The sequence below is a fragment of the Photobacterium satsumensis genome (assembly GCF_050336935.1).
Classification (GTDB): Bacteria; Pseudomonadota; Gammaproteobacteria; order Enterobacterales; family Vibrionaceae; genus Photobacterium; species Photobacterium satsumensis.
Genome location: NZ_JAKJSK010000006.1, coordinates 1852547 through 1877968, shown reverse-complemented (window position 1 = coordinate 1877968; position 25422 = coordinate 1852547). Strand labels below are relative to the sequence as shown.

Below are 25422 nucleotides of genomic sequence, written 5' to 3'. Positions count from 1 at the left end.
GTAACACATGGCAGCAGAAAAAGTGATTCAACAACCGGCAAGTGGGGCGATCCCGCAGCAGCCAGCACAAGGGCGCTTTAACTGGTCATTGATAATGGGGGCCGCTTTCCTGATGGCAACATCAGCGGTCGGTCCGGGCTTTCTCACTCAAACGACCGTTTTTACCCAGACCCTTGGGGCAAGCTTTGCGTTCGTGATTTTGGTTTCGATCATTCTTGATATCGGTGCCCAGCTAAATATATGGCGGGTGATTGTTGTCTCGAAAAAACGCGCACAAGATATTGCCAATGATTTGCTACCGGGCTTGGGGATCGCTATTGCCGGAGCGGTTGCACTGGGCGGGTTGGCGTTTAATATCGGTAACCTTGGTGGTGCCGGTATGGGAATGAATGTGCTGTTCCCGGGCATAACTCCTGTTGTAGGGGCCGCGATCAGTGCGGTGATTGCAATAACCATCTTCTTGCTCAAAGATGCAGGTAAAGTGATGGATCGCTTTACCATTGTGATGGGTGGGTCATTGATCGCGATGACGCTCTATGTGCTGTTTTCAACCTCGCCACCAGTGGGTGAAGCGCTGTATCGCTCAGTCTGGCCTGAAAAGCTCAACGTGTTGGCAATTATCACCTTGGTTGGGGGTACGGTGGGTGGCTACATTACTTTTGCCGGCGCGCACCGCCTGATTGATGCTGGTGTCACCGGTAAAGAAGCCTTACCGCAGGTAAACCGAGGCTCAATTTCTGCCATTAGCTTGGCATCGCTGGTACGAGTGATTTTGTTCTTGGCCGCGCTGGGTGTGATCAGCACCGGTGTTGTTCTAGACCCTGAAAACCCACCGGCTTCGATGTTCCAGCATGCCGCTGGTAATATCGGCTACAAACTATTTGGCTTGGTACTGTGGACGGCGGCGATTACGTCGGTGATTGGAGCGGCATATACGTCTGTTTCGTTCTTGAAAACGCTTCACCCCTTTATTGAGCGTAACTCCCGGGCCTTTATCATCGGTTTTATTCTCACCTCTAGCTTGATCTTCTGCTTTATCGGCCGGCCTGTCACGTTGTTGATTGTTGCAGGTGCACTCAATGGCTTCATCTTGCCGGTGACTCTCGGCATTATGTTACTTGCTGCGCGCAAGGCATCCATTGTCGGTGAAGACTACAAACACCCAGTGTGGTTATCCGTATTTGGGTGGCTTATCACCGTGATGATGGCAGGGATGAGCCTCTATACCCTTTACATCATGCTATTTGGTTAATTAAAAGCTACCCATGCAAAGGCCCCGGCTTACTGTTTGGTGAGCCGGGGCTTTTTATTGCCTCTCTTGTTTCTCTTGTCTCTCCCTTGTTCCGCGTTTGTCCTTGCTTTCACCTGTTACATCCTTAGCTGCAAAATTGAGTTGGTAGTGTGGCTAATGTAAGCTTGTCTATTTTATTGATTTATTTGATTAAAATATAAACATTAGTGCGAAGTAAAGAATATGAATAACCGATATTTAAGCGGTGTGGACAAACTGAATGAGCTTGATCCAACTGCTGTAGAAGCAATGACAGAACACTTCAGTGACGTTTGCCCGGATCTCGCCAGATACACCATCGAATACCCGTTTGGCGATGTACTACAACGAGACGGATTGGACTTCAAAACCCGTGAGCTAGCTACAATCGCCGCGTTAACCGCAATGGGCAACTGTCAGCCTCAGCTCAAAGGACACATCAAAGGCGCACTCAATATTGGCTGCACGCAAAAAGAGATCACCGAAATAATCTTGCAGATGTCGGTGTATGCTGGATTCCCTGCTGCAATCAACGGTATGAACACCGCCAAGGAAGTGTTTGAGGAGCAATAAAAAACAAAAGCCTCCCTTCCCCTTTGATGGCTATGTACTGTTGCCCTTGTTGTTGCCATGAGACCGCCGCGCTAATCGACTAGCCCAGAGATTGGCGCTGATCCCATGGGTGATCACACACAGGGTGACAGTACAGACCACAACGTCGATTAAGATTGATTCGCTTTGCAGTGGGTTGCTGATGGCTATAAGTAAGAAGACGATACTGGCGAGCCCTCTTGGGCCAAACCAGCCTAAAAAGAGCTTATGCTCCCAGCACTCATCAGTACCGTGCAGAGATATAACAATAGGGATAATGCGAATTACCGTTAGGCTTAACAGTGAATAGACTAGTACGTTGAGTGATATGCCAAGCCAGACCTGCCCGACAACCGCTGCACCAAAGATGACCCAAGTTATCATGACAATTAACTCGGCGAAGCCTTCACTGGCAAGCACCAATTCGTGGGTGTCTTTTTTTGCAAGCTTGCCAAATAACAGCCCACCAACGAACGCCGCAATGTATCCACTGCCATGCAAAGTTTGCGCGACGGCAAAGCAACTCAACGCCAAGGCGATGACAGGAATTTGCAACCATATACTGGTGAACCATCCCTTGAAGTAGCAATATTGCACCACGCCAGCCCCGATCCCTGTTAAGACCAAGCCGACTAGAGCTCCGATGCCAATCTCTTTGATAAATAACGTTAGCGCCAGAACTGTGCCTTCGGTTTGGCTATTTACTGCCAAGGCGATGAATAAGAAAAGCACAGGAACACATAGCCCATCGTTGAGGCCACTTTCCGCATTGAGCCCTTCCCGGAGGCGGGCAGGAACAGCCTTGTTGCTGACCACGCCTTTGCCCAGAGCCGCATCGGTTGCTGCCAGCATGGTCGATAAAATGCAAAGTTCGAAAAAGGGGATCTGAGGGAAGAAGAGCCAGCCGACCACTACCCCAAGGGCAATAGTTAAAGGCAAACCAATAATCAGCATACGGCCGGGAATGTGGGAAAACTTACGCAACAGGGATAAATCAGCATTGGCAGCATCGATAAATAAGACTAGGGCCAGTGCTAAATCTGCCACGATTCGAAGTTGGACGGCGTCGACTTCAATATTTAAAACGCCCAGCATCATCGGTCCGCTGATGAGGCCAAAGCCGATAAAAATCATAGGGCCGGAAATAACACTCCTTTCAATGCGTCCAGCTACAGCACTAAAAAGGAAGGCGAATATCGCAAGGACAGCAAGGTTGTAGTACATACCTAACCACCGATTGTCAGTAGGGGCGATGGACTATCAATCATTTTAGCTTGCTGGACGTATGCAATGTCCTATTGCTGAGAAACTAATTTGCCGGACACCTCAACTAAAATAGCTATACAGGAAAGTGCCCACTTTTTTATTCCACCGTAACCGTCGTTTACTGAGATGGCCCCGATAGCGAGGGAAGTTGACGGTTCACTATATTCGTAGCTGAGTGATCGCGATGCAAGAGAATGAAAGCGCAGAAGCGGAATCAGAACCAACAAAAGATAGCCATAACAATGACGAGCATGAGGCTCCCAAGCATGGCCATAAGGCCACATTGATTGTGGTATCGCTGACCCTGTTTTTCATGGTCTATTACCTAATCTCTGATCGCTTTACCCCCTATACCACCAACGCCCGTATTCAAGCTTATGAAGTCCCCGTTGTCCCTGATGTGTCGGGCTATATTGATACGGTGTATGTGAAAAAGAACCAAGCGGTAAAAGCCGGTGATATGTTCTTTAAGATTGAGCAACGCCGCTTTGTCTATGCGGTTGAAGAGGCCAAGGCGCAGCTTGCTATTGCCGGTCAAAAGATTGGTTCAGATACCGCAGTGGTTGCCGAGGCTGCAGCCAAGGTGAGCGAGGCTCAAACCATGCTGGATGAAGCAATAACCCAAGCGGCTCGTGTCTATGCATTGGAGAAAAAAGGGATATACCCCAAAGCGGAAGGGGATTCGGCAAGAGCGAGAGTGAAAGCGCTCCGTTCACAAGTCAAAGCAGCGGAATCCCAACTTGAAAGAGCGCGGCAGGAGCTGGGTGACAAAGGCCAGAATAACCCCAAACTGCGTCTTGCGGAAACGCGTCTCGAACAAGCTTTACTTGATTTATCCCGGACCGAATTACGTTCCGCTTCTGACGGTTATATTGGTTCGATTAAGCTAGAGCGTGGCAACTATGTGACTGCGGGCCAGCCCATTATGAGCTTTATTTCTACCACGGATCTATGGATAGAGGCGTATATGTCAGAAAACAATCTGGGCAATATACGAGTGGGTAATCCGGTTGAAATTTCACTCGATGCGTTTCCTGGCAGAGTTTTCAAAGGGAAGGTAAAAAGCACGGCTGTGGCTGTATCGACCGGAAAGCCCTACGCCCAAGGCTCGCTCAGTGCTGCTCCAAAGTCTACAGGTTGGCTGCGAAGCCCCCAGTTGTTCTCAGTTATTATCTCGCTAAAAGATTACCAATTGCCAGAGGATGAGATGGTTAACCTGCGTCACAATGGTCAAGCCGATGTGGTCGTCTATACCAGTGATAGCGTGATTTTGAACTCTCTGGCACATCTATGGCTACGCCTAATGAGCATACTGTCTTTCGCTTATTGATACAGATCTTACATGATAGGTTATTTATGATTGGTAGCAGAGCATGACTGGTGGCAGAGCATGGCTGGTATAGCTCCCTCCACGGAACATTGGCCACGCAGAGCCAAGCGCCTTGCTGTTGGCGCGACGGCAGCACTTCTGCTTTCCCAGCTTATACATTGGAAGTTCGGCTATATCTGCCCGTTGATGACAGTGATCTTGTTACAGGACTCAAAAGCACAAACGTTCAAGCAGATCTTGAACACCCAGTTGTGGGTAACCCTGCTGTTATTTAGCCAGAGTTTTATCTTTTTATTTCTATCCCCATACCCACTGGTGTTTCTTGTTTATGTCTGCTTGGCGCTGTTCTGGTTCTACCGCTGGGCGCTGGAAAGTGGGGTACATATCCTTGCCATTGCCGCCGGGGTGATCAGCCTAACGGCGATTCCGGTCGTGGTGACGATAGACCCAATCACAGCTTGGAAGAGTGCCAATGGCTTATGGGTTAACTTCTTGGTTGCTATGTGTCTTTCCAAATTATCTTTTTGGTTTTTGCCGCCGAAATACCAAGGAGGTTTGGATAATAGCCTCGGTCATCATCACGGTCCACAGGGTGACATCACAGCAGTTGCGCTAACCATGGCTGTCACCATGATGCCGCTGGTGGCTTTTGTCATCACCTTTAGTATCACTGACTTACTGATACCTATTTTTGCAGCCTTTTTTGCAATGGAGCTGAGTAGTGTTGGTGCATACCGTGAAGGCCGGGCTGGTGTGTTGGCCAATATGTTTTTTGCTGGTATCGGCTCGGTGATTTTCTATGAACTTATCGTGATGTTTCCGCATCCCGTTTTTTTGGGCCTTTTTGCCATGTGCTTTGTTTTGTTCTGGGGAGGGAAAATTTTTAGAATGACCAAAACGTCTTTGTTTTGGTCATCCGGTCTCAATGGGTTCCTAGTGCTTATTGGCGGAGCAATGTATTACGAAGACAGTGATGTGGGTATCAGCCTATTGAAACGGGTGGTACAAATATTACTGGCTGGCGTGTATGTGTGGATCGCGTTTAAGGTAATGGATATGTGCCGGTACTACTTATCACGATTTTCCTTCAAGCGTTCAAAAAAAGCTTAGCAAGATAGCAGTTTCTGCTAAGCCCTTTAATCAAGCTCGTAAATATACGTATGCTTTTAATTTGTAGACAAAAGTCACTGCATCAAGCTTTTTGACTTAATGGCTTTTTTGGATAGCTCTTTGGCGAACTCGGCAATGTCTTCTTCGATGGTGCGGACTGCCTGTTGCATCTCATCCATATCGATATTTTGGATTTCCCGATCTGCCATCACGATGTCGCCATTGACGATAGTGGTGCTGACATTGCCCGGATTGGCTTGGTACACCAAGGTCGCGTATGGGTTGTAGTTCGGCATCATGTTCGGCGATTGGGTTTCGACAATGATGATATCGGCTTTTTTGCCGACTTCCAGCGAGCCGATTTTATCTTCCATATGCAGTGCCCTTGCCCCACCAATTGTGGCCAACTCGATGACTTGCTCTGGGATCATAATGGTACGGTCATTGTGCTTGAGGCGTTGCATGTTGGCGGTATAGCTCAGGGATCGCCACAAATCGACTTGGTTTGAGCTCATTGGCCCGTCAGTGCCTAACCCCAAGCGTAGGCCTTGGCGGTACATCTCCCATGCAGGGGCAATACCGGTTGCGCCTTTGGCATTGGCCATCGGGTTGTGGGCAACGCTGGCATCAGCTTCTTTGATAAGCGCAATGTCGTTTTGATCAAGATGAATACCGTGGGCTAGCACCATGCGGTTATCAAGCACACCGATCTCTTTTAGCCATGCTACAGGACTAAGCTGCTGGTCATTGCCCTCGATACGTTCGGCTTCATTGCCGAACTCGGCAACGTGGATTAAGACCGGCGCATCAAGCTTGGCAGACAGGCGGTTGATTTCTTGCAGCTTCTCTTTAGAAACCGTATATACAGCGTGCGGTGCGAAGGCCGGGGTGATCAGCGGATCGTTTTGGTACTCTTCGATAAACTGCATGGCATAGTCAATACCGCCGTAAGGCTCGGGCGCATCTACCACCGGGAACTTGATCACGGTTTCACCCAGTACCGCACGAAGACCCACTTCCTTGGTCGCACGGGCCATATCATCAACGTGATAATACATATCGGCATAGGTGGTCACGCCGCTCTGGGCTAGGTCGACCGCGCCAAGTTTCGTTGCTTGGTAGATCAAGTCACGGCTGAGCTTCTCTTTTTCCAGTGGGAAGAAGTAGGCAAACAGGCGGTTTTCGATCCCTTCTTCGCCCAACCCACGAAAGGCAATCATCGGCAGGTGGTTATGGGTGTTGATCATCCCCGGCATGACAATGCCATTTTCGGCGTCAATGACCTCAGGGGCTTGGTATCGATTTAGTAAGCTTTCGTCACCAACAGCGATGATGGTGTCGTTTTCGATGACAATCACCCCATTATCAATCACGTCTTTTTGATCGTTGATTGTCAGCACTTGACCATTGGTGATGATCAGGCTGGCGTTGTAGTTCGGTTGGATGTGCGTTTGGGTGAAGGTCGAACAACCTGCAAGCAATAGCGCCGCAGTCAGTAGGGAAACGGTGGTTTTCATTGTTGTTTATCGCATCTTGAACAAAGGCGGATGCATTGTAGGAATCATTATTCCAATTGGCAATCGTTTGCTTGGTGTGGGTCGTGCCTGTTTCACAAAACTGAACAGGTGTCAGATATCAGGTATCGGCTGGTTGCTAAGCCAGTGCTGGCTAACTCATTGGCGTCCGAACTCGAACTGTACGCCATCAAGGCTCAGGCACTTGGGGTTGTAAGTCATGCTATCCATAGCCTGCTTGGTAACAATCGCCATGGTGCCGTCGGTGTAGGCGATTTCCGCTGAATCTATCATGGCACAGGCAATGGTTGACGAGCTCGATGGGTCTTGGTTCCAGTCGTTTTGTGTCCATGCGCTTGCCCACATAGGATGAGCGCCAGCACCTGACTTAAGCCGTTGGTTGAAACGTAATAGTTTCAAGCTGTTGGCTTTATTCTTTCCGATAGGATGACCATTTTTTCCATAGGCTTGCACATAAAAGGCAATAGTCTGGATTTCACGCGGCGAGCTATTGCGCAGATAAACTCGAAAGCCTGTTTCGCCCTGTCCATTGGTTGGTGTGGTGCCGTAATGGGTGATGGCAATCAACTTTAGTGGATCGGCCTCGGCTTCTAATTCGAATTGATTTCTCATTTCGCAGCCTGATATTAGAAGCAGAGAGAGCAGGAATAAGCCTTTGGTCATTATCACGACCGCTTGGCTGATTTAGGCTGGCTGGAATCTCGGGTGAACAGCTTGGTCGGAATGACATATTCAGGTTCTTGGTCATCCTTAAGCAGGGCATTGATAGTAGTCTCTGCCATCGCTTTATAGTCAACCGCAACAGAAGTCAGGCTCGGTCTCTGGTATGCATTAAATGCAATGTTGTCAAAGCCAACGATGCCAATCGACATCAGGTAGCTTTCGTCTTTTTCACGTAGGCGGTTGATCAGGCCATAGGCAATAATATCAGAAGCACAAAGCACAGCATCGATGTGCGCTTTCTGGGACAGTATGGTGTCAGCGGCCTTCGCCCCCAGGCTCTCAGAATAACCACAGTCAATGATATTAGCGGTGAGAGAACTCTCTTCTATTGCTCGCAGGTATCCGTTTTCACGACTTCTTGCCGATTGCTTTGCAGGGTCTCCGCCGAGCAAAGCGATATCATGGTAGCCATTGGTAATAAGGTGCTGGGTAGACAAGTAAGCACTTTCTTCATCATCGGTAGTGACATTAAAAGCTGACTCGGAGGTCGACACTTTCCTGTCGATAGCGGCGATGTTATAGCCGGCATCAACCAACGCATCGATAAAGCGACAGTTGTCGGTTAAACCAAGAAAGACGGCGGCACAAATTGCTTTGGAGTCGAAATTGTCTTTGATCTGACGGGCGATCTCCGCTTGATCTTCGTTTTCATGGATCAACTCGACCATCAGGGAATGATCGTGCCGTTTGGCTGCAAAGATGAAGTGGGAGATGATCCCCATCACGTACGATGAATCGAGGTTGTCGAGGTGACCTGCTTCCATGTCATTCTTTGTTGCGTGGATATACAGAGCGACCACCTTCTGCGGTATCCCTTTCAGCACTGATGCAAACTTGTTTGGCTTGTAATCATGCGCTTCGATGACGGCCAACACTTTCTTTTTTGTGTCCTCAGGAATATCAGGGTAGTTGTTGATCACCTTGGATACGGTACTTCGAGACACACCTGCCAGTTTTGCAATTTGTGAGCTATTTATCGCTCTCTGATTTTTCATCGTAACTTCAGTGAATTAGAAACCCGTTTACCCATAATACCGAATCACGCTACGCAATAAAATTCAAAATTATTATACCTGTCACAAATTACGAACAGCTGTTAGTGCTACTATTTTGACCAACGAACAGCTGTTCTTGAGTTCAAGAAGACAATTCCAAGATGGGTCGATTATGAAAAAATTGCTATCAGTCGGTAAGTTCAATGTTTGCCTAGAAGTCGGGGATCCCTCTGATTCACTGCGTTATGGCCTGAGTTCCAGAATTGAAGGGGATGTCATTTTTATCGATATCTCGCTTAAAGCCGAATCACCAAGAGTTTTTCCTGAGTGCAAGCTGGATGTGGCCTGCGACTTGAACGACATGCATTCATTGTGGACGCCTTGCCTGCATGGCCACCCCAAGTCGATTCGCAACAAGGGGATCCCAGAGATATGGCCCCATTTTTCCAGCCATATCAGCCATGTTTCACCCGTTGGCTGTTTCTACAACCTTGAGGGGAAAAATAAAGTCGCCTTTGCCTTCTCGGATATGAAGAACATTGTCCGTGTCCATGCCGGTGCATACGAGGAAGATAAAGCCGCCAAGATCATCATGCACCTGTTCTCGACGCCGACAGAGCCGATGGCGGAGTATCACGCGACGTTGCGCCTTGATATGGCAGCGGTGAATTACCACCAAGCTCTCTCCGGCATCAGCCGTTGGCATGAAGAGTTAATAGGCAACAGCCAAATGCCGGTGCCAGCCTCGGCATTGGAGCCGGTGTATTCGACTTGGTATGCCTTTCATCAGCACTTGTCGCAAGACGACATTGAGCAACAGTGTCGGGTTGCTGCCGAGATGGGATGTAAAACCATCATTCTTGATGATGGCTGGCAAACCGACGACAGCAACCGTGGTTATAAGTTTTGTGGCGATTGGGAAGTCTCTGCCAACCGATTCCCAGACATGGCAGCCCATGTAGAACGGGTTCAAGCCATGGGGATGAAATACCTGCTTTGGCTGAGTGTTCCTTTTGTTGGCCGTGGATGCCGAGTTTGGCAGGAGTTTGAGTCTAGCCTGTTGTTTTACAGCGAGCAGAATCAAACCGGCACACTTGACCCTCGCTATCCGAAGGTACGTGACTTTCTTGTCGGGACGTATACCCGCCTTGTTCGGGAATATCACCTTGATGGGCTGAAACTGGACTTTATTGATGAGTTCGATATGAGCTTGGCGACAGGGAAAGCGTTAGTGCCTGACGCGGAGCGTGATACGGAATCCTTGCCTGAGGCGGTAGACCGATTGATGATGGCGGTCCGAGAATCGCTGCTGGCGATTAAACCGGACATCTTGATTGAATTCCGCCAGCGCTATATAGGCTCGATGATCCGTAAATACGGCAATATTTTCCGTGTCCACGACTGCCCTCATGACTCGATAACCAACCGAGTGGGGATCATGGATTTAAGGCTATTCTCTGGCAATACCGCCATTCATTCCGACATGTTTATATGGTCAGAGACTGATACTGCCGAAAGCGCCAGTTTGCAGTTTATTAATACTTTATTTTCTGTTCCTCAAATATCCCCCAACTTGATCACCCTACCGGATGAACATTTGCAGATGTGCAGGCATTGGCTGTCATTCTGGAATGAACATAAGCCGGTCTTGTTACATGGAAAGTTGAAATCGTGCTATCCAGAGATGCACTACCCCATTATCGAATCACAGCTGAATAAAAAGAAAGTGATCACATTCCATGCTGCGATGATATGTGACGTCTTTACCGGCCAAGAAGAGATGATCACCGTGGTCAATGGTGCAATGGCAGATTCTGTCTGTATTAAATCAGTAGAAACTGTTATGGCAAATATATCTGTATTTGACTGCCTTGGCCAAAAAGTGAGTGACATTCAAAATATGGAATTGAATGGGATTAAGGAAATACCCATTCCAAAATCCGGTTATTTGAAAATTGAAAAAGTGAACATTTAATAACAGCTCCACTTAACAACAGCACCATTTAACAGCAGCACCATCTAGTATCCAACAATAATAGGTAACGCTATGATTAATGCTATAAGTAATAAAGTAGATTTAAGTACAAAGATAAGTTTTGGTCTGGGCGGTTTTGGTAAAGACTTCGGGTTAAATGTTATTAATGTCTTTCTGTTCTTTTACTATACCGATGTCGTAGGTGTTTCAGCAGCCTTTATCGGCACCGTGTTTTTGATTGCTCGTGTATGGGATACCGTCAATGATCCTATGATGGGATATATTGTTGCCAAAACCAAAACGCGATGGGGGCGATACAAGCCATGGATCTTGATCGGTAACATCTTGAATGCCGTGTGTATCATCGCTTTGTTTTCGGCCCACATGCTCGAAGGTACGACGCAGTTAGTCTTTATAGCCGTTACCTATATTGCGTGGGGCATGACCTACACAATGTTAGATGCACCCTTTTGGTCGTTAGTACCCACTATCACGTTAGATAAGTCAGAGCGAGAGGGGCTGATGCCTTACCCTCGATTATTTGCCACCGGTGCGAGCTATTTGGCTGGTGGTGCTGGTGTGTATGCCGTCAACTACCTAGGCAATGGCGATCAGGGACAAGGTTATATGTTGTTTGGCGTTATTGCTGCAATATTGGCGATTGTCAGTGCCGTGATCACCTGTGTCTGGACCAAACAGAACTTCGAAGAAGATCCGGAGGCGGCAAGCAAGTTTGATTTAAAAAGTGCCCGTACTGCGATATTCAAAAACGATCAGTTTCTCGCCTTGATTGTTATGGCGCTATTTTATAATGTGGCTGTTAATTTAATGAATGGCCTGAATCTTTACTTCTTCCAGTATGTACTGGGTGATGCAAAGTTATTCTCTATCTCCATGCTGTGGGGAGGAATATTTGGTGTCGCCTCGCTGATTGTATTCAAGCCATTAGTTAACCGGTTCGGTCGTAAACGCCTATTTAATTGCTCACTGCTTATGCCGTTAATGGCGGCAGTAACATTATATATAACGGCTAATTTCGCACCTACCTCAACCGTGTTGGTCGGCTTGGCAGGTATATTTAACGGGTTATCTTCTGCCTTATATTGGCTGATTGTGTTAGTGATGGTTGCTGATACTGTAGACTATGGTGACGATAAACATAATGTTCGTTCTGAAAGTGTATTGTATTCGGTGAATACGCTGGTGAGTAAATGTTCTGGTGCTTTGACGGGATTTCTTGTCGGTATTTCACTAACTCTTATCGGGTATGTACCCAATCAAATGCAAACAGAAGCAACAACGGCAGGGTTACAGGTTATATATCTTGCACCGGCATTGCTGTGTCTTGTTTCCTATTTTATTTATAACAAAATGTATTTATTAAATGGTGATGAGCTTGACCGAATTCAGACTAACTTAGAGCTTAAATATAGTTAGATTGAATGTTTGTCAGGAAAAATGAACCCCCACCTGATGCACATCCGGTGGGGGTTGTTTAGTGACAATTGAAAGCTCAGCCTACAGCCAATTTATCCTCGGCCTGCCGGATTTCAATGTGGTCATTGTTAAGATTAAGCACGATATTTTCCTGATCAGAAAAAATGGTTAGCTTCTGATCTGCACCGAGCTGATAGGCGATCGGCTGTTTCTCACAGCATGAAATCACCAAGTGGTCTTTTTGCTCAGGCAGTGGCCACTCAAGGTGATACATGTGCTCACTGGCATCCGAGAGCACAGGCTCATCATGTGACTTGTCTTCGTCGTAGCCATGCGACAGCGTCGGCTTGATATGGCCATGGCTTGGTAAGCCTACTTGGTAGTTCTTACCTTGCCCTGAGAGGTTAACCTTGCTGCCTTCCACAACCGCGTTACGAGGCGAGTGTAGTCGCCATTGTATCGCCTGCGGTTTGTGCAGCGAGATCTGATCGCAAATCAATACCCCTCTGCCAGCCAGCATTACCAGAGTACGGGTAAAGCGGTTGGTATCTTCATAGGCATGGTCAAGTTCGAGCTGAACCAGTGACCAATCGGTACCCTGCTCTTGCCGTAGTACCTTGGCGGTCGCTGATTCGTCATCAAGGATTTGGCCTTTTCCTCCGATCTCATGGCTGACCGTTTCTTTGTCGACGAATAGCGGTAAGTTATGGGCTTGGGTGGTGCGGGTCCATTGGTTGTGATGACCGCTGCCAAACCGGTAGCCGTAACTGCCGCTCGGGGTGAGGATGCTTTCGCCCTCATCAAACAAGGCGATATTACCTTGATCGGCATGACGGTGTGAGCTGTTACCAAATTGGCTCGCCCGGTAGTAAAGCGCTAACCCTTCGGTTTGTGCTTTGCCGAGTCCAGCAAAGGGATAGTATTGGCTATAAACCGGTTCACTTTGGCTACTTGCCTGCTCCTCAGCTTTACTCGCAGGAGTGGCATCACTCTTTGCAAAGGCTAACTGCTTAACTGTCGGGACGATATCAAGCAAATGCAGGTGGAACACGTCAATCTTCGCTTCCAGTTGCTGGCAGGCTTTGCGGGCTTGTTCGTTACCGAAACGCTCGGCGTAAATCCGCAGCGGGTTCTGGGCAAAAAAGCCCGGCCACTCTTTTCCATCGCGTCTGCACCAGAAGCCGTCACCAAACGGGTGAATCTCTTGCTCGGGAGCGACAAAGTCCATCGCAAATTGGCAGTAATTTTTATAGAACGGATGCTCATAGAAAGAGAATCCGCTGATCCGCTCGACCGACAGGAAGAAGGGGTGATGCCACTTGCTATAAGACGATGAATAGAAAGGCCCTTCAGCCCAGCTGCCATCTTCACCACCGTAAAACGGCAACACACTTTGATAGATCATCAAGGCGTAGTTGAGCCAGCGCTCGCACACCAGTTCGTCATACTCCTTGTGCAACACCAAAGCAGCCACACCCAAATAAGCGGGCAGGCGAGAAGTATGGGAATGCCCGGGGAACTGCTTGAATTTATCTTGCTCCAAACGCTGTTCCATCTGGTAGGCAATGCGTACTAGCATTGGTCTGACGAACTCTCTTTCACTATCGGTCAGTAGCGGCGATAACCAATGGTAGGCAAGGTAGAGGTTCCGAGCCAGAGACAGGCCAACTTCGTCGCCCCAAGTGCACGGGCGCAGTAGCGAAGCTGGGCCTTCAGGGCTCCATTCAGCTAATCGCAACATAAGTTGTACGGCTTGCTCCCCGTTTTCCTCCTCGCCCCAGATTTTGTAGAGCAGGGTCAGCGCCATCAAGTCGCGATCAATCCAGTTGCGCACATTGGTAATAGCGGTGCGCTTGCCTTCTTCTTGGCCGCGGCGATAATGGGTTGGGTAAGCGATGGCATCGATATCGACCAGTGTCGCTGTGTTTTTTAGTGTCTCGTAAAATTGCGCTGATGCATCGCGAACCTCAGTAATATCATGGCCAAAATACATCAAGAACTGATCATGTTCGGCGCACTGTTCAAACAGCTCCTTGGCACTGGGTGGCAAGTATTTCTCTGTTTGGCCATCAATCGCAAACGTCATCCACTGTGATGTGTTGTTCAGGGTATCCTGTACTCGCCAGCGATATTGGCCTGAAGAAAGCATGAACGGAAGCCTGAAAGGAGAACTGACGTTTTCCCAACGCCATTGAAGTTGCTTTTCAACATGTTCCAGCTCGATGTTATATACATCGTGATAGTCTGACTGCGGCCAGTTGAAGCTCGGCGGGTTGACCTGTGCGGGCTTGTTTTGTTCAGGGGTGACGAACTTTTGAAAGTCATGGGTTCGGCGTAGAGACAGCATATTACACCTCCTTGTTATACCAGGCGTATTCGCCGCTTTGCGGATTGATTTCCCCGATCTGTTTGGCGGGGGAGCCTGCCACAATGGCATGCGGAGCAACATTGCGGGTCACCACGGCATTGGCACACACTAACGCTGCTTTTCCAATCGTTACACCGGGGGTAACGACCACACCGGATGTCAGCCAGGCGCCATCTTCGATAGTGACTTTACCGTTTTCGAGGCTGGTACGGCCGCTGAAGTGGCCTGTGGCTGGATCGAAAAGGTGGTTTGAAGCCACAATCGATACATGTGGACCAATCAACACATTCTCACCGATGGTTACATCGCCGTTGATATAGCAGTAAAGGCCGACATAAGCGTTTTTAGCGGGTTGGTTGTCGCCAATACGAACAATGGCTCCTGGAGCAATACGTACTCCTTCGTTTTGGAATCCGAGGATTTGGGCACGGGTGTTATCATCCTCGAAATTACCGCTTTGGGTGGTATAGAGCGTGAATTTTTTGAATTCTTCTTCGCTCAGCTCGCCACCGAATCGTTTTTGTACTGACATGTTTGTCTCCCAAAAGAGATAGGAGCAAGGTGCTCCTACCTCAAGTCGTTCAAAATAATATTTAAAGATGCTTAGTTCGTTACCAGCTTGGCATCAACGGCTTCATTCAACTTGCGCTTAGAGCGCAGGAGCAAGAAGCCGATAAAGCCGACAATTGATGCAACCACAATAAACAGTGCACGGCCCCACAATGGGTTTGGCACAAGGGCCAATGCGGCCAAGAATAGTGATGCAGTCAGCAGCATCTTGCCTAGCATATCGTGCTGTTTGTTATCCATTACGATGCTAGCTTCGGTGTCTTCAACCACCACTTCGGTATCGACGTTGTTGAAGAACTTGTTGATTTCAGCAGCACGCTCAGGTGATGGTTCTTTGTAGAAGAAGCGAGATAGGACAAAGAACGGCAACGTAATCGACATGTGGCCGATAACCCCCAAGGTGACTGACTTCATTTCAGCGAACTCACGGGCGCTGATTGGCGCATCTAGGCCCAGCAAGGCTTCAATGGTTTGCGGTGTGATACCGAAGGCTATGATGGCAGATACACCCATACCGACAAGGATTGTGCCCCAGCCAGCCCAGTCAGGCGTTTTGCGGATGAAGAAACACATGATGGAAGGAATAAGAACCGGGAAGCCAACCAAGGTACCGACCAGCATCATCAGGTCAAACAGGCCGAACTCTTTCAGTGAGGTCAGGAACAGGCCCGTAATGATGATCACCACACCGAATACTGCAGTCAGGATCTTACTGGCAAGCATCAGGTGTTTTTCAGAGAAATCTTTACAGAAGTATGGTTCATAGACACTTTTCAGAATGATACCGGCGTTGCGGTTCAGCGCTGAGTCCATTGAAGACATGGTGGCTGCAAACATGGCTGCCAGCATCAAGCCAACCATACCGACAGGCATTTCGCGGCTAACAAAGATGTAGTAGGTCGCATCGGCCACCTTGTCGCCGAGCCCTTCCAAGCCCCAAGTAGCTACATCTGGATAGTTACCCGCGACAAACCATGCAGGTAGGAACCAGATCATTGGACCAAGGATCATTAGTGAACAAGCTAGAAGAGCGGCTTTACGGGCGTTCTTGGTATCTTTCGAGGCAATAAAGCGGTAAGAGTCGACCATGTTGTTGGTGCTGAAGAACTGCTTGATGAAGATACAGATAAACCAGCCAACGAACAGGTGGGTGTAGCTGTAGCCATCACCGATAAGCTGCTGGGTAGGCAGGCCAACTTCCATCAAGTTACCGACACCACCCGATTTCCAAATCGCCACCATGGCTGCGACGAACGTCATCACGGTGATGATGATCATCTGCATGAAGTCCGATGCGATAACCGCCCAACTTCCCCCGACCAACGACATGAACAGTACAACCAGACCGGCACCGATGATGGTTTGCTCAAGGGGTACCCCGACAACGGCACTGGTAAACACCGCCAAACCGTTTAGCCAGATTGCGGCCTGAAGCACACTGAGTGGTACGTTGGCCCAAGTGAAGACCTGTTCGTTCACTTTTCCCAAGCGTAACCTTACGCCCTGAAGTGGGCTGATCACACGCATTTGGCGCGCTTTAGCGGCAAAGAAGAGGTAGTTACAGAAGTAGCCGAGGGCGTTGGCAATAAATACTACACCCACTGACATGCCGCTGGTTAGCGCTTTTCCCATCAGGCCGGTAAAGGTCATGGCGCTCAGTGCCATCATAAAAGCACTGGAGCCAACCATCCACCATAGCATGCGGCCGCCTCCCCGGAAGTATTCACTGGTATTGGCTGCTGCTGAGCGGAACACCCAGCCGAGGCTCATTAGAAAGATGAAGTACACGAGTACGACAAGAATATCGATATCCATATTGGTAGGTTCCTATTGTGATAGGGCAGAGGTGTTATAAGACAATGTTGAGATGTCTCGTCCCTTTCGTTGTTTTAGTGCAAGTAGCCATGCGAGAAAAAGCATGAGACCTGATACACGTTTCACTATAGAGATCCTTATCAATCGGTGGAAATGATATTAATGTATAACAATAATACAAATAACGAATGGTAGTTGGATGGATATAAAAACACTCAGAACTTTCATCACCGTAGCGAAATTAAAGAACTTTTCAGCCGCTGCGAGGGAGCTGCATACGGTGCAGCCAACAGTCTCTCGCCATGTGTCAGAGCTGGAGAACGAACTGGGTGTAAAGCTGTTCCAACGTACAACTCACCAGGTTGAGCTGACGCAGGCAGGGGAAGTACTATTGCCAGAAGCGCTGAATATTATTGCCAACGATAAACGGGTGAAATCGCTGGTGGGGCAAACCACCGAGCAAGGGGAGTGCCAGATCAATATCGGTTATCTGGCAACGGCGTGTTCGTTCTTCTTACCGACCTTGTTAAGCCGGTTTACGGCGTTGAATCCCAACACCCAGACCAGCCTTTATGAAATGGCCGCAGATGAGCAATACCAAGCGTTAACCGAGAACAAGATTGATATCGCCTTTTCCCGCCGGCAGCCGAAATTGGACGGTAATCAGTTTATGGTCGAGAAGATCTATTCAGACAGGCTAATGGCTATTTTGCCCTTGACCCACCCGCTGGCAGATCGTAAAGCGCTGTCGTTGAGTGAACTGCGCAATGAGCGGTTTATTCTGTTCCGGCCCCACGAGTGGACCGAAATGTACGAACATATCCAGCTGCTTTGTCAGGAAAATGGCTTTTCGCCCAACATTACCTGCCACCCAGATAATATGCGCCACTTGGTGACCTCTGTGTCCTCTGGTTTGGGTATATCCATTGCGCCGAAGTGTATTAAATTCATTGCCCAGGATAACTGTGTCTGTGTTCCGATTGATGAAGTGAATTTGGTATTACCCTTGTATATGTATTACAAGCGTCAGGGGATGGCCCCCCAGTTATCGGAGTTGGTGAAGGCGTGCCTGAACAAAGTCCCAGATATTCAGTTGATGCTGCAAAGCTAGTGCAGACATAAAAAAACAGGCTTACCGAGGTAAGCCTGTTGGTTGGTCCAAATGTGGAGCAGTTGGAATTTGGTGGAGCAAATGGATTATGCGTTTGCTTGTGCTTCAGTAGCTGCAGGAGCAGGAACTTTCTTGCCAAGTTTCTTGGCCATCACTTCTTCCATTTTCTCCAGACTGACACCTTTGGTTTCTGGAACGAACTTGACCACAACAAACATACAAATCAGTGACAGGATAGCGAACAACCAGAAGCTGAATGCACCGTTGAAATGTTCTCGCAGGAAGGCATTGTCATTCAGCATCGGGAACGACTGGGTGACGATGAAACCGGTGAACCACTGTGCACCTACCGCGATAGACATTGCACGGGAGCGGATGCTGTTCGGGAAGATTTCAGAAATCATGGTCCAGCATGCACAACCCCACGAGGTCGCGTAGGAAACAACGTACAGACACAGTGCGAACAATGCCGCGTAGCCTTCAGTGCCGGTGTAAAGCACATAACCGACTACCGTCATACCTACCGCACAGCCGAAGGTACCGTATTTCATCAGCGGCAAACGACCGACTTTATCGATGAGGTACATACCTAGTGCGTTACCTAGGATGAAGACAACACCGACGAAGGTGGTCTGGAACAGGGCGTTTTCAGTACTACCGGTAATTGGTCTTAGGATTTCCGGCGTGTAGTACATAATCACGTTGATACCCGTTAGCTGCTGGGCGGCAGCAACGAAGGTACCGATCACCAAGATAGCAAACAGAAGCGGTGAACGCAGGCTGACTTGCTTCTTGCCCGGTGCGTTTGAATCTGCCAATGAGGCTTGGATCTCACCGATCAACTGGTCAGCATGCTTAGGATTGGAAATTCGCGATAGGGTGTCTTTAGCCTCATCGACTTTTCCTTTCAGTACCAACCAGCGTGGTGACTCAGGGATAAGGAACAACAGACCCGCAAACAGTGCGGCTGGAAGCACTTCTGAGCCCAGCATCCAGCGCCAGCCCATATCAACCAACCACGCTTCACTCATGCCTTTGGCAATCAGGTAGTTAACGTAGAACACCCCTGTCTGACCAATAACAGCAGATTGCTGGAACATACTGACGGCACGGCCTCGGAAGTCTTTCGGCGCCACTTCAGACATGTACATAGGTGAAACCACACAGGCTAAGCCAACGGCTATACCACCAACGATGCGAAGCATGACATAGAAAGTAAAGGTAGTCGCCAGCGCAGAGCCGATGGCGGAAATCATGAAGAGGATGGCTGCAATGAAGAGGGTTTTACGACGGCCATATTTGAGGGCGGACCAGCCAGCACTGACGGCACCGATAATACTACCTAGAACAACACTTGATACGGCCCAGCCAGTTTGTGCAGAGGTTAACCCGAAGTGCTCTCTGATAGGACCAATAGCGCCAGAAATAACAGCGGTATCATAACCTAATAAAATTCCCCCTAGGGCTGCGATACAACAAATTCGAATAATGTAAGCAAAATTATGTTTTCGGGCCTCGGCCGCGGTTGTGGGTGACATGTGTTGCTCCTTGATATATTCCCCTTCTCTCACTCAACCATCGAATAAGCATGAGCTGGGTAGCGGTCCGATACGCTAATCACTGTAGGGTATGAGTATCGGCTGTTTTATTTCACCCGTTTATCTGTAGTAGTTATATATTGCTTTGAAAATATTTTTTCATAAGGTGATGGTTTTATCATATGGGCATCATTTGCTCTCGGCTATACCCAAAGTGGCTTTTTATTCGTAAATGATATCTCGATCAAATTAAGAAAAATATTTTTCAAAATTAATTTTTAGGGTAAGTATTTGTTTTTATTTGTATTTATTGGTTTGTGATCTTGCTCAAGAAATCGCCGTAGCCCGCGTGATTGCTGGGTTGTTTCTATTTTTTTCGAAAAAATGAAATGCTTTTCAATGATCGAAAAATATTTTTCATTTTGTTTTTTTTGGTTATAGTGATTTCCAAGTTAAGCGAACGGTGAACAGAGCGAAGTTCTTTACTTGGGTGTCAAAAAAGCATAATCCAGAGAATAAGCAAATCACCTCATCACGTTAAATTTTTTATTTAAGTTATTGTTGGAGAACAAACATGAGCAATGTGCAATACGGAATCAGCCCACTGACTTGGACTAACGATGATATGCCAGAATTGGGTGGTGAGATCCCATTGGAAACATGTTTGAGTGAGATGGCAGAAGCGGGCTTTACCGGTACTGAACTAGGGACTAAATACCCACGTGAGCCAGAAGTACTTATCCCTCTTCTAGAAAAGCACGGCCTGGTTCTCGCTTCTGGCTGGTACAGCGGCAACCTGATGACGCTAACCGCGGACGAAGAAATTGCTGCTATGCAGGAGCACATCAAACTGCTGAAAGCGGCAGGTTGTAAGGCGATGGTATTTGGTGAGGTGAGCAACACGGTTCATGGCGACATCAACACTCCTTTATCTCAGCGCGTCATCCTGACTATGGATGAGTGGAAAGCTTACTGTGAGAAGCTAACGACTGTTTCTGAGTACCTACTCAACGAGCATGACATCAAGCTGTCTTTCCACCACCACGTGGGCACTATCTGTGAAACAGAAGACGACATCAACCTAATGATGGAGCTCACTGGCGACGCAGTTCACCTAACGCTGGACACAGGCCACATCACATACGGCGGCGGTAACCCTGTCACCATGATCAAGCGCTGGGGCCACCGTATCGGTCACATGCACTTTAAAGACCTACGCCTAGACGTAATGAAGGCCGCTCGCGATGCAGACAAATCATTCCTTAACGCAGTTCTTGATGGTGTATTTACCGTTCCTGGTACTGGCGACGTTGATTATGACGACGTATTCGCTGCACTGAAAGAGCGTGACTACAAAGGCTGGCTACTGGTTGAAGCCGAGCAGGATCCTGCAAAAGCGCACCCACTGACTTTCGCTAAAACTGCCTTTGAAAACATCAATGGCTACGCGAACAAGTACGGCCTGTAATAAAGAACCCCTGGGGGTATTAGCCCCCTAAAGTATCCCCGGCTGCACCAATTGGGAGGTGGGGCTGGGGTAGGGATACCCCATCGGGTACTGAATATCGAGGAAGACAATGAATACTGTACGCCTGACTGTTGCTGAAGCGCTTGCTAAATACCTTGCAGCACAAATGATTGAAATTGATGGAAAGAAAGAACAACTTTTCGGTACGGCCTTTGCGATTTTTGGTCACGGTAATGTGACGTGTTTTGGCCAGCAGCTAAAGAATATCGAAGATAAAATCCCAACCTGGCGCGGTCAGAATGAACAGTCGATGGCGACAGCAGCCATTGCATACGCCAAGGCGAATCAGCGTCGCCGTATTGGTATTGCAACCAGCTCAATTGGTCCGGGTGCAACTAACATGGTTACTGCTGCCGGTATCGCACATACTAACCGTCTGCCTCTGCTACTTATTGCTGGTGATGCTTATGTTAGCCGTCTACCAGACCCAGTTTTACAACAGCCGGAGAACTTTGAAGATCCGTCTGTTACCTCTAACGATGCATTCAAGCCACTAACACGCTACTGGGACCGCGTGCTGTCGCCATCCCAGCTAATGCACACATTGCCGCAAGCACTAGATACCATGCTAGACCCAGCAACCTGTGGGCCGGTATTCTTAGGTTTGCCGCAAGATATCCAAGGTGTTGCTTACGACTTCCCTGAAGTGTTCTTTGCTGAGAAAGTGCACCGTATCCGCCGCCCAGAGCCTGAAATGATCGTGCTGGAAGAGGCAAAAGAAATTCTACTGCAAGCGAAGAAGCCGCTGATTATCTCAGGCGGTGGCGTTCACTACTCGCTAGCCACTGACGAGCTGGCGGACTTTGCTGGCAAGCACAACATCCCAGTGGTCGAGACCATTGCCGGTCGCGCCACCATGCTCCAAGACAATCCACTGAACGCAGGCCCAATCGGTGTAACCGGTTCAGATTCTGCCAATCACATGGCTAACGAAGCGGATGTAGTACTCGCTATCGGTACCCGCCTGCAGGACTTCACTACTGGCTCCTGGACGGTATTTAAGAATCCTGAAATGAAGTTGATTAGCATCAATGTCGCGAAATTCGATGCCATCAAGCACATGTCTTACCCAGTATTGGGTGATGCCAAAACATCGATGACCAAGCTATCTACGCTACTTGGCGATTGGCGTTCAGGTGATGAGTGGTCGGCAAAAGCCAAAGCAGAAGCCGATGAGTGGAAAGCTCTGGTTCACCGCCGTACCCACCCACAAGAGGGTGATCTTCTACCTGGCATGTCTTCTTACGCGGAAGTGATCGGCAAGCTAAACAAGTCAATGGAAAAAGGCGACACCGTACTGACAGCAGCGGGTGGTCTACCGGCTGAGCTTTCTATGAACTGGCAAAACTACCAGATCGGCAAGTTCGATATCGATTTTGGCTACTCATGCATGGGCTATGAAATTGCCGGTGGCTGGGGCGCAAAAGTTGCCAACCCAGACAACGATGTCGTGGTACTGGTTGGTGACGGCTCATACCTTATCCAGAACTCAGACATCTACTCATCAGTACTGACTGGCCACAAGATGATTGTGGTGGTGTGTGATAACGGCGGGTTCGCGGTTATCAACAAACTACAGAACAACACCGGTAACGAGTCATTCAATAACCTACTTGAAGACTGCCGCCGCCCAGATGGCGAACTGGCCCGTGTCGATTTTGCCAAGCACGCTGAAGCACAAGGTGCAATTTCCGAGAAACTGACGTCTGTTGACGAGTTTGATGCTGCCTTTGCCCGCGCGAAAGAAGCGGACCGCACTTATGTGATTGTGGTGGATATCGACCCTGTATCTCCTGCGGCATGGTCCAAGTGTGACTGCTGGTGGGAAGTAGGTTTACCAGAAGTGACTCGCAACGAAGAAACGGCGAAGAAAGTCGCGGATTGGGAAGAAGGCCGAGCTACCCAGAGACGAGGCGTCTAAGGCCTTGGTGTCTAAGGTCTTAGAGTCTGGCCGATAACGAATTCCGAACATTTAATTTTTCATATTTCCAATAAATTACCCGCAGGTATCACGGAAGTCTTGTTTCATATCGCTTGAAGAAGTCGTGATGCCTGCCAAGGAGTGAACCATGTTTAATGAAGAGCGTCATTTTGACCAACCAATCCGCTGGGCAATGGTAGGCGGTGGCCGTGGTAGCCAAATCGGTTACTCACACCGCAATGCCGCACAGCGTGATGGTCTGTTCAAGTTGGTTGCCGGTGCATTCGACCTAGATCCAGCGCGTTGCCGCGATTTCGGTGAAAACCTAGGCCTAGAAGGCGACCGTTGCTACGCCAACTACCAAGAGATGTTCGAGCAAGAAGCGCAGCGTGAAGACGGTATCCAAGCGGTATCGATCGCGACACCGAACTCCACGCACTATGCCATTTGCAAAGCGGCGCTAGAAGCCAACCTTCACGTGGTATGTGAAAAGCCTATTACCTTTACCACTGAAGAAGCAGAAGAGCTGAAAGAAATCGCGGCGAAACATAACCGTGTTATCGGCGTAATGTACGGTTACAGCGGTTTCCCAATGGTTCAGCAGGCCCGTGAAATGGTTCAGCGCGGCGACCTAGGTGAAATTCGTGTTATCAACATGCAGTTCGCCCACGGCTTCCACAACGAAGAGTACGAACTGAACGATCCAGGCCTGAAGTGGCGTGTGAGCCCAGAAGTGTCTGGTCCAACATATGTACTGGGTGATATCGGTACTCACGCTTTCTACCTATGTGAAGTGATGACAGGCCTTGAAGTGGACCGCTTATCTTGTATGCGCCAGAGCTTCATCAAGTCCCGTACGCCGCTAGAAGATAATGCCCACGTAATGATGGAATTCAAGGGCGGCGCAGTCGGCACCCTTTGGGCATCAGCGGTGAACTCAGGCTCTATGCACCAGCAGAAGATCCGCATCGTCGGCTCTAAAGCCTCTATTGAGTGGTGGGATGAGCAACCAAACCAGCTTCGCTTTGAGGTACAGGGTGAGCCATCACGCGTGCTAGAGCGTGGCATGGGCTATCTGCACCAAGATGCGCCGGGTGTTGCATCAAACCGTGTTGGCGGTGGCCACGCAGAAGGTTACTTCGAGTCTTGGGCAAATCTATACCACCGTTTTGCTTTGGCGTTCGACGCGGCAGACCGTGACGATCAGGCAGCACTCGCTGATATCTGGTTCCCGGGTATTGATGCCGGTATCGAAGGCGTACGCCTGTGTGAGAAGTGCGTTGAGTCAGCAGACCAAAACGCAGCTTGGGTTGATTACGAGTAATAGGAACGGACCATGACAAAGATTGCACTTCAGCAAGACCGCAAGCTGGATGCCATAGTGTTGGGACGTGCGGGCGTAGATCTTTACGCCCGTGAATCAAACACGGACATGGCAGATATTTCAGGCTTCAACAAATTCGTCGGAGGCTCGGCGGCCAACATCGCAGTGGCGGTGAGCAAACTTGGCGGCAAGGTCGGGTTTATTGGTTGCGTCGCTGATGATGCTTTCGGCGGCTACGTGAAGCAGTACATGTCAGGCCAAGGTATCAACCTTGATGGCATGATGACAGACAACTCGGGCTCGCGCACTTCCGTTGCCTTTACCGAGATGAAGCCAAGCGACTGTACGGTACTGATTTACCGTAACAAAGCGTCTGACCTGACTATCAAACCAGAACAAGTCGACCCAGAGTACATCGCCAGCTCGAAAGTGTTGGTGGTAACCGGTACGGCACTGTCTGAAAGCCCGAGCCGTGAAGCCACGCTTATCGCGATGGAACACGCCCGTCGCAGCAACACGCTGGTTGTGCTTGATGTCGACTACCGTCCATATTCATGGCGTACCGATGTCGATGCTTCTATCTACTACGGCATCGCAGCAGGTCTCTCTGACATCGTGATCGGCAACCGCGAAGAGTTCGACATGATGGAGACGGTACTGGCCCCGGGCAACAAGGATGACGATGCTACCGCAGAGCGTTTCCTGCGTGCCAATACTCAGGTGGTGGTGATCAAGGCCGGTGAGTTCGGCTCTAAAGTCTACTGCCGCGACGGCCACAAGTTCCAGCAGGGCATCTTCCGCGTTGACGTACAGAAGCCATTTGGCTCTGGTGACTCATTTGCAGGCGGCCTGATTTGGACGCTGGTCAATGGTGGCGAGCTGGAAGATGGCGTTAAGCATGGATCAGCGGCTGCGGCGATTAATGTCAGTGGTAATAGCTGTACCGAAGCGATGCCAACCAAAGAGCAGCTATTCGATTTTATTGAGACCAGAGAACAAGGCCTTTAATTGTCGC

At 48.9% G+C, this 25422-nt stretch carries 19 protein-coding genes; 11 read left to right on the top strand and 8 right to left on the bottom strand.

Translation table 11 applies throughout. The features are described 5' to 3' along the window. Positions 1–7 precede the first annotated feature (7 nt). Both L4D79_RS08610 and L4D79_RS08605 read left to right on the top strand, forming a co-directional pair. Entirely contained in the window at positions 8–1252 is a 1245-nt protein-coding gene (locus tag L4D79_RS08610; RefSeq protein WP_428649999.1) for an NRAMP family divalent metal transporter, read from the top strand. A gap of 222 nt (positions 1253–1474) precedes the next feature. Further along, on the top strand, positions 1475–1843 hold the full coding sequence (locus L4D79_RS08605) for a carboxymuconolactone decarboxylase family protein (protein WP_428649997.1): 369 nt from the start codon (positions 1475–1477) through the stop codon (positions 1841–1843). Between the two features lie 30 nt (positions 1844–1873). Here L4D79_RS08605 and L4D79_RS08600 read toward each other — a convergent pair whose 3' ends face one another. Then, positions 1874–3085, bottom strand: coding sequence for a cation:proton antiporter (locus L4D79_RS08600; RefSeq protein WP_428649995.1), 1212 nt, complete (start codon positions 3083–3085; stop codon positions 1874–1876). 226 nt (positions 3086–3311) lie between these two features. Between L4D79_RS08600 and L4D79_RS08595 the strand changes: the two genes are divergently transcribed. Both L4D79_RS08595 and L4D79_RS08590 read left to right on the top strand, forming a co-directional pair. Next, entirely contained in the window at positions 3312–4457 is a 1146-nt protein-coding gene (locus L4D79_RS08595) for an HlyD family secretion protein (protein WP_428649993.1), read from the top strand. 60 nt (positions 4458–4517) lie between these two features. Further along, the gene (locus tag L4D79_RS08590) at positions 4518–5567 is read left to right on the top strand and encodes a DUF2955 domain-containing protein (RefSeq protein WP_428649991.1); all 1050 of its coding nucleotides are present in this window, start codon (positions 4518–4520) and stop codon (positions 5565–5567) included. Positions 5568–5641: 74 nt separating this feature from the next. Here the strand turns inward: L4D79_RS08590 and L4D79_RS08585 are convergent, their stop codons facing one another. The 3 genes from L4D79_RS08585 to L4D79_RS08575 all read right to left on the bottom strand — a co-directional run bounded on the left by L4D79_RS08585 (position 5642) and on the right by L4D79_RS08575 (position 8820). Then, positions 5642–7084, bottom strand: coding sequence for an amidohydrolase (locus tag L4D79_RS08585; protein WP_428649989.1), 1443 nt, complete (start codon positions 7082–7084; stop codon positions 5642–5644). A 156-nt stretch (positions 7085–7240) separates the two neighbouring features. After that, positions 7241–7714, bottom strand: a complete 474-nt coding sequence (locus tag L4D79_RS08580; protein ID WP_428649987.1) for a hypothetical protein — start codon at positions 7712–7714, stop codon at positions 7241–7243. A gap of 53 nt (positions 7715–7767) precedes the next feature. After that, positions 7768–8820: a LacI family DNA-binding transcriptional regulator gene (locus tag L4D79_RS08575; RefSeq protein ID WP_428649984.1), complete on the bottom strand. Its 1053-nt coding sequence runs from the start codon at positions 8818–8820 to the stop codon at positions 7768–7770. A gap of 172 nt (positions 8821–8992) precedes the next feature. On the opposite strand from L4D79_RS08575, the gene L4D79_RS08570 reads away from it, so the two are divergent. Together L4D79_RS08570 and melB are read left to right on the top strand one after the other, a co-directional pair. Then, complete coding sequence (locus tag L4D79_RS08570) at positions 8993–10795, top strand: glycoside hydrolase family 36 protein (protein WP_428649982.1); 1803 nt, start codon at positions 8993–8995, stop codon at positions 10793–10795. A gap of 72 nt (positions 10796–10867) precedes the next feature. Further along, entirely contained in the window at positions 10868–12232 is a 1365-nt protein-coding gene (gene melB, locus L4D79_RS08565) for a melibiose:sodium transporter MelB (protein ID WP_428649979.1), read from the top strand. Positions 12233–12308: 76 nt separating this feature from the next. On the opposite strand, the gene L4D79_RS08560 is transcribed toward melB, so the two are convergent. From L4D79_RS08560 to L4D79_RS08550, 3 genes are all read right to left on the bottom strand, one after another. Next, positions 12309–14579, bottom strand: coding sequence for a heparinase II/III domain-containing protein (locus L4D79_RS08560; protein ID WP_428649977.1), 2271 nt, complete (start codon positions 14577–14579; stop codon positions 12309–12311). Position 14580: 1 nt separating this feature from the next. Continuing rightward, a complete protein-coding gene (locus L4D79_RS08555) occupies positions 14581–15132 on the bottom strand; it encodes an acyltransferase (protein ID WP_428649974.1) in 552 nt (183 codons plus the stop codon). A gap of 71 nt (positions 15133–15203) precedes the next feature. Next, positions 15204–16985, bottom strand: a complete 1782-nt coding sequence (locus tag L4D79_RS08550; RefSeq protein ID WP_428649971.1) for a sodium:solute symporter family transporter — start codon at positions 16983–16985, stop codon at positions 15204–15206. Between the two features lie 199 nt (positions 16986–17184). Here L4D79_RS08550 and L4D79_RS08545 point away from each other — a divergent pair, with 199 nt between their 5' ends. Then, positions 17185–18096: a LysR family transcriptional regulator gene (locus L4D79_RS08545; protein ID WP_428649968.1), complete on the top strand. Its 912-nt coding sequence runs from the start codon at positions 17185–17187 to the stop codon at positions 18094–18096. A gap of 86 nt (positions 18097–18182) precedes the next feature. Here the strand turns inward: L4D79_RS08545 and L4D79_RS08540 are convergent, their stop codons facing one another. Then, positions 18183–19634 (bottom strand): sugar porter family MFS transporter, encoded by a 1452-nt coding sequence (locus L4D79_RS08540; protein WP_428649965.1) that lies wholly within the window; start codon positions 19632–19634, stop codon positions 18183–18185. A 574-nt stretch (positions 19635–20208) separates the two neighbouring features. On the opposite strand from L4D79_RS08540, the gene iolE reads away from it, so the two are divergent. The 4 genes from iolE (at position 20209) to iolC (ending at position 25415) form a co-directional block, all read left to right on the top strand. Continuing rightward, positions 20209–21102: a myo-inosose-2 dehydratase gene (gene iolE / locus L4D79_RS08535; RefSeq protein ID WP_428649963.1), complete on the top strand. Its 894-nt coding sequence runs from the start codon at positions 20209–20211 to the stop codon at positions 21100–21102. A 109-nt stretch (positions 21103–21211) separates the two neighbouring features. Then, a complete protein-coding gene (gene iolD, locus L4D79_RS08530) occupies positions 21212–23083 on the top strand; it encodes a 3D-(3,5/4)-trihydroxycyclohexane-1,2-dione acylhydrolase (decyclizing) (RefSeq protein ID WP_428649961.1) in 1872 nt (623 codons plus the stop codon). A gap of 148 nt (positions 23084–23231) precedes the next feature. Further along, positions 23232–24407 (top strand): Gfo/Idh/MocA family protein, encoded by a 1176-nt coding sequence (locus L4D79_RS08525; RefSeq protein WP_428649958.1) that lies wholly within the window; start codon positions 23232–23234, stop codon positions 24405–24407. Between the two features lie 12 nt (positions 24408–24419). Further along, positions 24420–25415 carry a 5-dehydro-2-deoxygluconokinase gene (gene iolC / locus L4D79_RS08520; RefSeq protein ID WP_428649956.1) on the top strand — a complete coding sequence of 332 codons (996 nt, stop codon included), beginning with the start codon at positions 24420–24422 and terminating at the stop codon, positions 25413–25415. Positions 25416–25422: the final 7 nt, after the last annotated feature.

Coding starts and splice junctions, on each gene's coding strand:
- L4D79_RS08585 (WP_428649989.1), bottom strand. CDS start 7,084: ATGAAAACCACCGTTTCCCTACTGACTGCGGCGCTATTGCTTGCAGGT.
- L4D79_RS08570 (WP_428649982.1), top strand. CDS start 8,993: ATGAAAAAATTGCTATCAGTCGGTAAGTTCAATGTTTGCCTAGAAGTC.
- L4D79_RS08555 (WP_428649974.1), bottom strand. CDS start 15,132: ATGTCAGTACAAAAACGATTCGGTGGCGAGCTGAGCGAAGAAGAATTC.
- L4D79_RS08575 (WP_428649984.1), bottom strand. CDS start 8,820: ATGAAAAATCAGAGAGCGATAAATAGCTCACAAATTGCAAAACTGGCA.
- L4D79_RS08545 (WP_428649968.1), top strand. CDS start 17,185: ATGGATATAAAAACACTCAGAACTTTCATCACCGTAGCGAAATTAAAG.
- L4D79_RS08595 (WP_428649993.1), top strand. CDS start 3,312: ATGCAAGAGAATGAAAGCGCAGAAGCGGAATCAGAACCAACAAAAGAT.
- melB (WP_428649979.1), top strand. CDS start 10,868: ATGATTAATGCTATAAGTAATAAAGTAGATTTAAGTACAAAGATAAGT.
- iolD (WP_428649961.1), top strand. CDS start 21,212: ATGAATACTGTACGCCTGACTGTTGCTGAAGCGCTTGCTAAATACCTT.
- L4D79_RS08590 (WP_428649991.1), top strand. CDS start 4,518: ATGGCTGGTATAGCTCCCTCCACGGAACATTGGCCACGCAGAGCCAAG.
- iolE (WP_428649963.1), top strand. CDS start 20,209: ATGAGCAATGTGCAATACGGAATCAGCCCACTGACTTGGACTAACGAT.
- L4D79_RS08525 (WP_428649958.1), top strand. CDS start 23,232: ATGTTTAATGAAGAGCGTCATTTTGACCAACCAATCCGCTGGGCAATG.
- L4D79_RS08600 (WP_428649995.1), bottom strand. CDS start 3,085: ATGTACTACAACCTTGCTGTCCTTGCGATATTCGCCTTCCTTTTTAGT.
- L4D79_RS08580 (WP_428649987.1), bottom strand. CDS start 7,714: ATGAGAAATCAATTCGAATTAGAAGCCGAGGCCGATCCACTAAAGTTG.
- iolC (WP_428649956.1), top strand. CDS start 24,420: ATGACAAAGATTGCACTTCAGCAAGACCGCAAGCTGGATGCCATAGTG.
- L4D79_RS08610 (WP_428649999.1), top strand. CDS start 8: ATGGCAGCAGAAAAAGTGATTCAACAACCGGCAAGTGGGGCGATCCCG.
- L4D79_RS08605 (WP_428649997.1), top strand. CDS start 1,475: ATGAATAACCGATATTTAAGCGGTGTGGACAAACTGAATGAGCTTGAT.
- L4D79_RS08560 (WP_428649977.1), bottom strand. CDS start 14,579: ATGCTGTCTCTACGCCGAACCCATGACTTTCAAAAGTTCGTCACCCCT.
- L4D79_RS08540 (WP_428649965.1), bottom strand. CDS start 19,634: ATGTCACCCACAACCGCGGCCGAGGCCCGAAAACATAATTTTGCTTAC.
- L4D79_RS08550 (WP_428649971.1), bottom strand. CDS start 16,985: ATGGATATCGATATTCTTGTCGTACTCGTGTACTTCATCTTTCTAATG.